The sequence below is a fragment of the Mycobacterium sp. E3339 genome, assembly GCF_001666915.1.
In the GTDB taxonomy this organism is placed as follows: Bacteria; Actinomycetota; Actinomycetes; order Mycobacteriales; family Mycobacteriaceae; genus Mycobacterium.
This window is the reverse complement of sequence record NZ_LZIZ01000068.1, coordinates 1-8,530: the sequence shown is the minus strand read 5'-3', so window position 1 is coordinate 8,530 and position 8,530 is coordinate 1. Positions and strand designations below refer to the sequence as shown.

At 67.4% G+C, this 8,530-nt stretch carries 8 protein-coding genes and 1 pseudogene; 2 read left to right on the top strand and 7 right to left on the bottom strand.

Annotated elements, in window-relative coordinates:
- On the top strand, window positions 1–424 hold a 424-nt coding region (locus A5702_RS06175), incomplete at its 5' end, for a CoA transferase (RefSeq protein ID WP_197506508.1).
- 77 nt (window positions 425–501) lie between these two features.
- Here the strand turns inward: A5702_RS06175 and A5702_RS06170 are convergent.
- Genes A5702_RS06170 through A5702_RS06145 form a run of 6 tightly spaced genes read right to left on the bottom strand, consistent with a single transcriptional unit; the run spans window position 502 to window position 7,321 of the window.
- Window positions 502–1,695 (bottom strand): acyl-CoA dehydrogenase family protein, encoded by a 1,194-nt coding sequence (locus A5702_RS06170; protein ID WP_068219109.1) that lies wholly within the window; start codon window positions 1,693–1,695, stop codon window positions 502–504.
- A gap of 13 nt (window positions 1,696–1,708) precedes the next feature.
- The gene (locus A5702_RS06165; protein WP_068219106.1) at window positions 1,709–2,752 is read right to left on the bottom strand and encodes an acyl-CoA dehydrogenase family protein; all 1,044 of its coding nucleotides are present in this window, start codon (window positions 2,750–2,752) and stop codon (window positions 1,709–1,711) included.
- A gap of 2 nt (window positions 2,753–2,754) precedes the next feature.
- Window positions 2,755–3,585, bottom strand: coding sequence for an amidohydrolase family protein (locus A5702_RS06160; protein WP_068219103.1), 831 nt, complete (start codon window positions 3,583–3,585; stop codon window positions 2,755–2,757).
- Window positions 3,566–5,233: an acyl-CoA synthetase gene (locus A5702_RS06155; protein WP_068219100.1), complete on the bottom strand. Its 1,668-nt coding sequence runs from the start codon at window positions 5,231–5,233 to the stop codon at window positions 3,566–3,568. Before A5702_RS06155 ends, A5702_RS06160 begins: the two co-directional genes overlap by 20 nt.
- Before the next feature lie 11 nt (window positions 5,234–5,244).
- On the bottom strand, window positions 5,245–6,447 hold the full coding sequence (locus tag A5702_RS06150) for an amidohydrolase family protein (RefSeq protein ID WP_068219112.1): 1,203 nt from the start codon (window positions 6,445–6,447) through the stop codon (window positions 5,245–5,247).
- Window positions 6,448–6,478: 31 nt separating this feature from the next.
- Window positions 6,479–7,321, bottom strand: a complete 843-nt coding sequence (locus A5702_RS06145; RefSeq protein WP_055404615.1) for an enoyl-CoA hydratase — start codon at window positions 7,319–7,321, stop codon at window positions 6,479–6,481.
- Window positions 7,322–7,604: 283 nt separating this feature from the next.
- Here A5702_RS06145 and A5702_RS06140 point away from each other — a divergent pair, with 283 nt between their 5' ends.
- Window positions 7,605–7,841, top strand: coding sequence for a CsbD family protein (locus A5702_RS06140; protein ID WP_067823952.1), 237 nt, complete (start codon window positions 7,605–7,607; stop codon window positions 7,839–7,841).
- 76 nt (window positions 7,842–7,917) lie between these two features.
- On the opposite strand, the pseudogene A5702_RS06135 reads toward A5702_RS06140, so the two are convergent.
- Window positions 7,918–8,530, bottom strand: a pseudogene (locus A5702_RS06135) (dihydrodipicolinate synthase family protein); the annotation flags it as partial.

Sequence of the window (8,530 nt, the reverse complement as noted above, 5' to 3'; positions counted from 1 at the left end):
CGATACGTTCGAGCATCTCGGCATCCCCGAGGCGGCCGACGACCCCCGCTTCTCCGACGTGCTGCCCCTGATCCAGAACGCCAGCGCGGCCGCCGAGCTGATCACAAAGGCCTTCGCCGCCAAGCCCTTCGACTACTGGCGGCAACACCTGAAGACGATGAAGGGCCAGTGGGCGCCGTTCCAGAGCCTGCTCGACCTGGTCGAAGACGAGCAGGCGCTGGCCAACGACATGGTCAGCGAGGTCGAGCTCGCCAGCGGCGGAAAGCCTTTCCGCGTCGTGCGCGGCCCGGTGCAGTTCAACCACGAGCCGCTGGTGACCACGCGGGCACCGCAGGCCTCCGAGCACACCGAGATCGTGCTGATGGAGCTGGGCATGGATTGGGACCGCATCGAGGAACTGAAGGAATCGGGAGCCATTGCCTGACTGAGCTTGCGCCGAGCGTGCACTCAGGGCGAAAAGTGGGCTGATTTCCCGCCCTGAATGCACGTTCGGCGCGCGATTCAACCCGCCTTCTTGGCCGGCGGCGCGTACGCGGGCTTGCCCAGACCGAGCATGTACTGGGCGATCATGTTGCGGAACACCTCCAGCGTGCCGCCATAGATGCCCACGAGCGGGGCGAATCGGTAGGCATATTCGGCGCTGCCGTCATCGGCGGCCCCGTCGGTCCCGAAGGGCAGCGTCGAGGCCGTGCCGAGGATGTCCATGAGTTCCGGTGAGACGTCACGCATCGTCTGCGCGATGGCGACCCGGCCGAAGATGCTCGGGGTGGCCAGCGCCGTCTCCAGTCGGGCGACGCAGCGGCCCAGCCGATACGCGACGGACCTGTCGTCGATGAGCCGGTGCCCGTCACCGTCGGGTCGTGTCACGGCCGCCGCGGCCCGGTCCACGGCCTGGGACAGAAATCCGGCCTGGTGCATCATGATTGACGTGTCCTGCAGCCCGTCCGGCGCGGCGGCGACGGCACCGTGCTCGACGTTGAGCGGTTCGCGGAGCACCGTCCAGCCGCCGTTCACCTCGCCCAGCCGGTACTCGTCGGCCACCCGGACGTCGCTGTAGTAGACGATGTTGGTCCGGTCGCCGTCCACCGTGCGGATGCCCTGGATTTCGATGCCCGGCGAATCCAGCGGGACCAGGAACATGGTCAGGCTCTTGTGCTTCGGCGCGTCGGGGGCGGTGTTGGTGATCAGGAAAACGTACTGGCAGTTGTGGGCGCCGGTGGTGAACATCTTGGACCCGTTAATGATCCATTCGTCCCCGTCGCGTACCGCACGCGTCTTACAGGTGGCCACATCGGAGCCGCCCTCGGGCTCGGTGTAGCCGAGGCACAGCCTCACCTCGCCGCTGAAGACCTTCGGCAGCACTTCGTCGCGCAACTGCGCCGACCCGAACTTGTCCACCGAACGGGCCACCATCGCGGTGGTTCCCCACGTCACCCAGGGAACGTGCACCCGCCGCTTCTCCAGCTCCCAGACCCGGCGCCGCACCCGGCTGAAACCGCCCTCGGATTCGGGCTTCCACTCGGCCGCCAAATAGCCTGCGGCGCCCAGCTTCAGGTGCAGGCCCTCGTCGAAATTGTCGCCCGTTTCCCGGTCCCGGCGCCTTACCTCTTCGGTCATATGCGTGGCCAGAAAGCTGCGCGCCTCGTCGCGGAATGCCTTGTCCTCGTCGGAGAGCTCGACGCGGGAGAAATCCATGGTGCGCTCCTTCCTAGGCCGGCTGGGCCTCGCGGGCGGCCACGATCTCGGCGATGCGCTGGGCCGCGGTGCCCGGATCGCCGCCCGCCAGTGGCCATCCCCGGGCTCGCACGAGGTACGCCGTCGCGGCGGCTTCCGAGGAGACCCCGAGGCCGCCTTGGATGTGGACGGCCATCGTGGCGGCCCTGGCGGCCTCTTCGGCCATGAAAACGAAAGCGGACGGCGCCAATTCGGGACGCTCGCCGGGTTCGTTGTCCAGGAACCAGGCGGCGCGCCGGGCCAGGTTCCGCCCGCCCTGGACGGTGATGGCCATGTTCGCCAGTGGATGCGAGATCGCCTGCAGGGTGGCGATGGGCACGCCCAGCGTGTATCGGGTCTTGGCGAACTCGGCCGCGATCGTCATGGTCTCCTCCACCAGCCCGACCAGCGCCGCCGCGGTCAACAGCCGCCACTCGTCCAGCGCCAGTAGGTAAGCTGCGGTCGCGTCGGGCCCCGCGGCGAGGGTCTTACGCCCATCCGCCGCGGCCGGGTCCACCCAGGCCATCGGCAGGCGGCCGATGTTGTCGACCTTCGCCGGGCGGGTGGCGAAAGTCAGGCGCACGACCTCGTCGCCATCGCGCACGATGATCTGGTCGGCGATCGAACCGGAGGGAATCAGCCGCGGGCCGCGGCCCGCGTTGATGCGCGGGTCGAGCGCGGCCAGCTGCTCTCCCTCGGCCACCCCGGCGATGTCGGCGCCCAGACGCCCCAGCAGCCGTGCGGCGCAGACGTGGTCGATCCACGGCACCGGCGCCAGCGACCGGCCGAGTTCCTCGGCCACCAGGGTGAGGTCGACCAGGGTGGCGCCGTCCCCGCCGCACGACTCGGGCAGCGCCATCGTGGTCGCGCCCATCCCGCACAGCCTCTCCCACAGGTTCTTGTCGAAACCCGACGGCTCTGCGGCGCGGACGGTTTCGATCGAACAGTGGGTCTTGAAAAACTGTTTGTACGCATCCTGCAGGGCCACATGGTCGGGCGACAGACTGTAGTCCAGTCTGCGTAGTTCGAAGCGGTCCATCGTTACTCGTCCTTCCCGAAGAAGAAGTCCTGCGCGTTGTTGTAAAGGTAGTTGTCCAGCACCTCGGCGGGTAGATCCAGCGCACGGGCTTCCGGTATCACCCGCCGCATGGGCAACACCGGCCAGTCCGACGCGTAGATCACCTTGTTGGGACCACGCGTGCGCATGTAGTGCAGCAGGCTCTCCGGCAGCCGCTTGGGCGACCACGCCGACGTCATGAGCCGAAGGTTGGCGTACTTGAGCAGCAACCGGATGGCGACGTCCCACCACGGGTCGGCGCCGTGGATCATGCACAGCCGCAGTTCGGGAAAGCGCACGCAGACCCGGTCGAGGTGCATGGGATGCTGGACCTCGCCGGGTATGGGCGGTCCCGGGATGCCCGTGTTGATGCACAGCGGGAGATCGAGCTCGGCGCACTTGGCGTAGAGCGGGTAGTACACCGCGTCGCTGGGCGGGTACTGGCCGTCACCCCAAAAGCTAGGCCCCACTACGGCATACGCGACGGGCAGCTCGCCCGCGACGGCGGTCAGCTCGCGCAGTGACCGCACCGGGCGCAGCAGGTTCACCCCACCCATGGCCAGCGCGAACCGGTCGGGCTTGGCTTCGACGAACTTGCGCGCGGTCGTGGACGGGTTGGCGAGCGAGTCCATCAGGATCGCCTTGCGCACACCCTGTTCGTCCATCTCGGCGAGCAATTCGGACAGGTCGACCGGTGCGAACATCGACTCGGGCCCCTTGAAATAGTCGTCCCTGACCTTGAGCATCCACGTCGGCTGGGATTCGGCCTCCCCGAAGTGGACGTTCACCAGGCAGTCAATCGCTTTGGTGTTCATGACTTCCTTCAGGGTCGGACGGAACCAGCGCGGTCACCGGAACATGTTGGGTAGCTTGCTCTCTGGCCCACCGGTAGTTGGGCTTGCCGTTGCCGAGGCGTTCGATCTGCTCGACGAAGATGATGGCCTTGGGCGCCTTGAAATGCGCCAGTTGCGCCGTGCACGCGTCGTGCAGGGCGTCTGGGTGCAGGGGCGCGTCCGGGTGCGCCGCGACGAGGGCGACCACCTCCTGCCCCCACCGCTCACTCGGACGCCCGACGACCAGGGCGTCGACGACGCCCGGCTGCGCGCGCAGCACTTCCTCGACCTCTTCGACGAAAACCTTTTCCCCGCCGGTGTTCACGACCAGCGAGTCGCGGCCGAACAGGCGAATGGTGCCGTCGGATTCGAGCGATGCCCGGTCGCCCGGAATCACCACCCGCTGGCCCTCGATTTCCGGGAACGTCCGTTGGGTGGCCTCGGCGTCGCCGAAGTAACCGAGCGGAATGCGGCCGGTCCGGGCGGCCCAACCGACCTCCCGCTCACCGGGGCGCAGGAAGCGGGTGCGGTCGGCCGACACCACGGTGGCCCCCTCCCTGGGCTGGAACGTCTCGCTGGCGGTCCCCTCGCGGCTGTGGCCGAACGCCATGTTGCCGCTCTCGGAGGAGCCGTAACCCTCGATGATGGTGATATGGGGCAGGCATTCCATCAGTGCGCGTTTGTGTTTCGCGTTGGTCGCGGCCCCCCCGGTACCGATCGCCTGCAACGAAGACAGGTCGTAGTCACGCGCGCGCAGCTCGGCGATCAGCGGCCCGGCGTACGCGTCGCCCACCATCGTCATCATGCCCACCTTCTCGCGCTCGGCGGTTTCCCAAACCGAACGCACGTCCAGCTTGTTGCGGTCGTCGTAGAGCACCACGGGCAGGCCCGCGCAAAGCGCGGCGAAGGCGGTCCACATGCCGGCGGCGTGCATGAGCGGAGACACCGCGAACCACGGCTGCCCGCCACCGGCGACCTTGTCGTGGATCTCGGTGACGCTGGCATGATCGGCGCCCACCATCGACGACACGTACATGTCGCTCTGCCGCCACAACACGCCCTTCGGGCGGCCGGTCGTTCCGCCGGTGCACATCATGATCAGGTCGTCCGGGGATCCCTGGTCCTCGCGCTCGGGGCTGGCGGCCGCCAGGGCGTCGTCGAGCGAAACCGCCTTCGGCAGCTGCGGAACCGCGCTGCCGTCGTCGATGGAGATCAGCAACTCGGTGCCGGCCGGCGGCAACACGTCGGCGAACCGGGCGCCGAGCGAGCGGTGATAGATGATGCCGCGGGGCCTGACGTAGTCGAGCAGATCGCTGATTTCCCGCGGCGAGTAGTGATGGTTGACGTTCACCGGGACCGTGCGCGCCTTGAGGCAGCCGATCAGCATGTCGGGGTAGAGGTCGTTGTACATCAGCAGCGCAATGCGGTCCTGGCCGCACTCCCACCGCTGCAGCCCGGCACGCTCCGCGTAAACACCGAACCCCTTGCCGCCCAGATAGTTCGCCAATCGGTTGGTGCGCCGCGCGGATTCGGCGAACGTGCTCTTGCGGTCACCGCACACGGTCATCAGGCGGTCGGGCACGACGTCTGCGATGGCGTCGAGAACCGCGCCTACCGTCCATTCACTCATCGCGTAAGCGGCTAGACGGTCGACGCGACCGGAATGCCCAGCAGTTCGAGGGCGTTGTCGCGCATCACTTTTCGAATATCGGACTCGCTGAAGCCCTTGAGCTCTTCGGCGAACGACACCGGCGACTCGAGGCCTTCGCCGTGCGGCCAGTCGGAACCGAACAGGATCTTGTCGATGCCGATGACGTCGGCCAACTCCGTCAGATCGTCCTCGTAGTAGGGCGCGATCCACACGTTGTTGCGCAGCTGCTCCACCGGGTCCTCGGGGAAATGCCGCGGGTAGTTGTTGGCCACCTTCTTCAGCCGCTTGATCAGCCGATGCACGAAGTACGAACCGTTTTCGATGCTGACCGCCCGCAGTGCGGGGTGGCGGGTGAACACGCCGTGCACGATCATCGAGGCCATCGTGTCATGGATGGCGCGGTCGTCGAGGAGAACCTGGTCCAGGGGATCCTTCTCGCCGAACCCCTCGAAGGTCGCCTTGCCGCCCCACTGCGCCGCGATGTGCAGATAGCCGCTGTCGCTGAGGTGAAAGCCCACCGGCACCCCGGCCTCGGCCAGGCGCGCCCACACCGGGTCGTGACTGCGATCGCCCAGCGACCGCGGCTTCACGACACCGGGCACCGGGGCCGGCCGCACCAGCACCAGCTTGGCACCCCGGGCCAACACGAAGTCGACCTCTTCGAGCGCCTTGGCCGGATCGGCGAGCGAGACGATCGGCGCGGCGATGATGCGGTGGTCGGGCCGGTCGAATCCCCAGTCCTCGTCGAGCCACAGGTTGAACGCGTGCAGCGACGCCATCGTCGCCTCGATGTCCCCCTTGAGCGCCTCCTCGACGCCGCACGCGAAAGTCGGCAGCATGAACGCCGTTTCGATGTCCTGGGTGTCCATCACGGCCACCCGCGCATCGCGGTGTTGGTACTCGGGGTGGCTGGCCAGCCGCTCGACCTTCATCAGCGAGGCCGGGTCGACTCCCTCGGGAATCTCACCGCGGAACAACAAGTCCAGGCATCCCGGCACGATGATCGGGTCGAAGGTGGGGTTGGGGATGAAATGGTTGACCCGATCCCCGATCACCGCCCAGGTGCGCTTGCCGTCGTTGACCATCTGCACACCGCGGCGCTTGAACCTCTTGTCCAGGTGGCGGGTGAAGGCGTCCAGCGGCTCGTAGTAGTGGTTGTCGACGTCGATCGCCTGATAACCCAAGGTGGACATGATCATCCTTTCCGGCCCCACCGGCGAAACACTAAGCGTCGGTCGAGTTGAGCGAGGGGAATTGCGGGGGTCGCTTCTCGAGGAAGCTGGTGATGCCTTCGATGACGTCCGGCCGTGGCATCGCCTCGTGCAGCAGCACCTCGGCGCGCGACGTGGCGTCCACGACGTCGCGGGTGGCGTCGCCGTACACCTGCCGCTTGATCACTTCCATCGAGGCCGGCGAGCAATTGCGGGCGATGTCCTCCGCGTAGTCCAGCGCGCGCTTCATCAGGTCCTCGGGCGCGACCACTTCCTTGACGAGGCCGAGCGCGGCCGCCTCCTCGGCGAGGAAGGTGCGGCCACTGAGCAGCAGGTCCAGGGCGACACCCCAGGTGGTGAGGCGCGGCAGGATCCAGGAGATGCCGAACTCCGCGATCAGCCCGCGCCGGGCGAAGACCGCGGCGAACTTGGCGCCGGCGGCCGCGAACCGGACGTCGCACATCAGCGCCTGGGTCAATCCGATGCCGACGCAGGCGCCGTTGATGGCCGCGATGACGGGCTTGCGCAGCGTCGTCACGAAATGCGGCGGCCGCTCCCCGACCAGATCGGCGAGGTTGGTCTGACTCGCCTTCTCCATCGTGTCCCCGTAGGTCGGAGCGGAACTCGGCGCGCCCAGATACGCGCCGGCGCAGAAACCCTTGCCCCGGCCGGTCAGCACGATCGCCCGGATGGCCGGGTCCCGTTCGGCGCGGTCGATGGCGGAGTAGAACCCGGCGGCGATGTCCGGCCCCCAGGCGTTGAGGCGCTCCGGCCGGTTGAAGGTCACGATCGCGACGCCGCTGCCGGTGGCCTCGTAGAGCACTGCGCCCTCGGAAGCGCCGTCGCTGCCGGACATCTCCCCCGCTACCTCCTCACGATCGCCTACCGGATTGCGCGATATTTTGTACGCATACTGTATACCTATCGGTACCGTTTTCCACAACCGCCGCCGGCCCCCGCGAACCCCGGCCGAACTGCGGATTTCGAGTCACTGAACCGCACCTGCTACCGCGGTCGCCGACGCCTGCCGATCGGCTCGCATCCGCGGGTGTGGCGAGCGCCACGTCCCATCCACGTTTGCTATCAGCGGCGAATCGGGAAAGCCCACACAGATACCCACTACCAGGGAGGGAAACGCAATGGTTGACGTCAAGAGCGGCCCGATCGAGGCGATCCAGGGCATCGTCGAGGCTGTGTTCGGCAAGGCCAAGGAGATCGTCGGCACCATCATCGGTCGCAACGATCTGGTCAACGAGGGCCAGGCCCAGCAGGACAAGGCCGACGCCCAGCGCAGCGCGGCCAAGAAGGAAGCCGCGGCCGAGAAGGCCCGCGGCAAGGCCAAGGCCGCGGAGGCGCGGGAGAAGGCCGAGCAGTAAACGGTTCTCGAGAGGCCCGGTCACCGTCGGTGGCCGGGCCACTCGTTTTTTGTTGTGGGGCAGCCCTTTTGAGCCGCTACGCGCCGATGAGGCCGAGGCGGCGATACGCTCTTTCGATCTGCGACTTGGCTTCGGGCGGCAGCTCCGCTTGCGGCGGGCGGGAATGCGGATAGGCGCCGATCGGCAAACCCAGCAGCGAGGCGGCGTACTTGAACGCGCCGCCCCAATGGGTGAAATAGTCGGGCCGCCCGGGGTAGCACGTCCACCACGATCCGACGTCGAGGTCGAACTGGTCCAGCCCCGACTCGCGGCCGAAGTCCATCGCCTCCAGCAGCTTGTCGTTTTGCACCAAATCCCAGTACTGGGAAAACAATCGCCGCTGCGGCGTCTCGAACAGGTAGCCCGCGGTGCCCAATTGCGCCGGGCAGACGATGCCGTCGCGTAGCCACCCAGCGCGGTATACCGTCTTGTCGCACTCCCACAGCACCAAACCGGGCGCCAGCTCGTGCAGCAAGCGACTGCTCGCCGGCCGGAAGGCGCCCTCTTTGGTGGCGCACACCGCGGGCACCTCGTCGTAGATCCGCGCGCTTTCCGCCGCGGTCAGCACGTAGCCGGACGACGGCGAGTTGAACATGCCCAGGGCGATGTCGGTGCGGGCGGCGATGTATTTGAAGAACCGCAGCACGCCC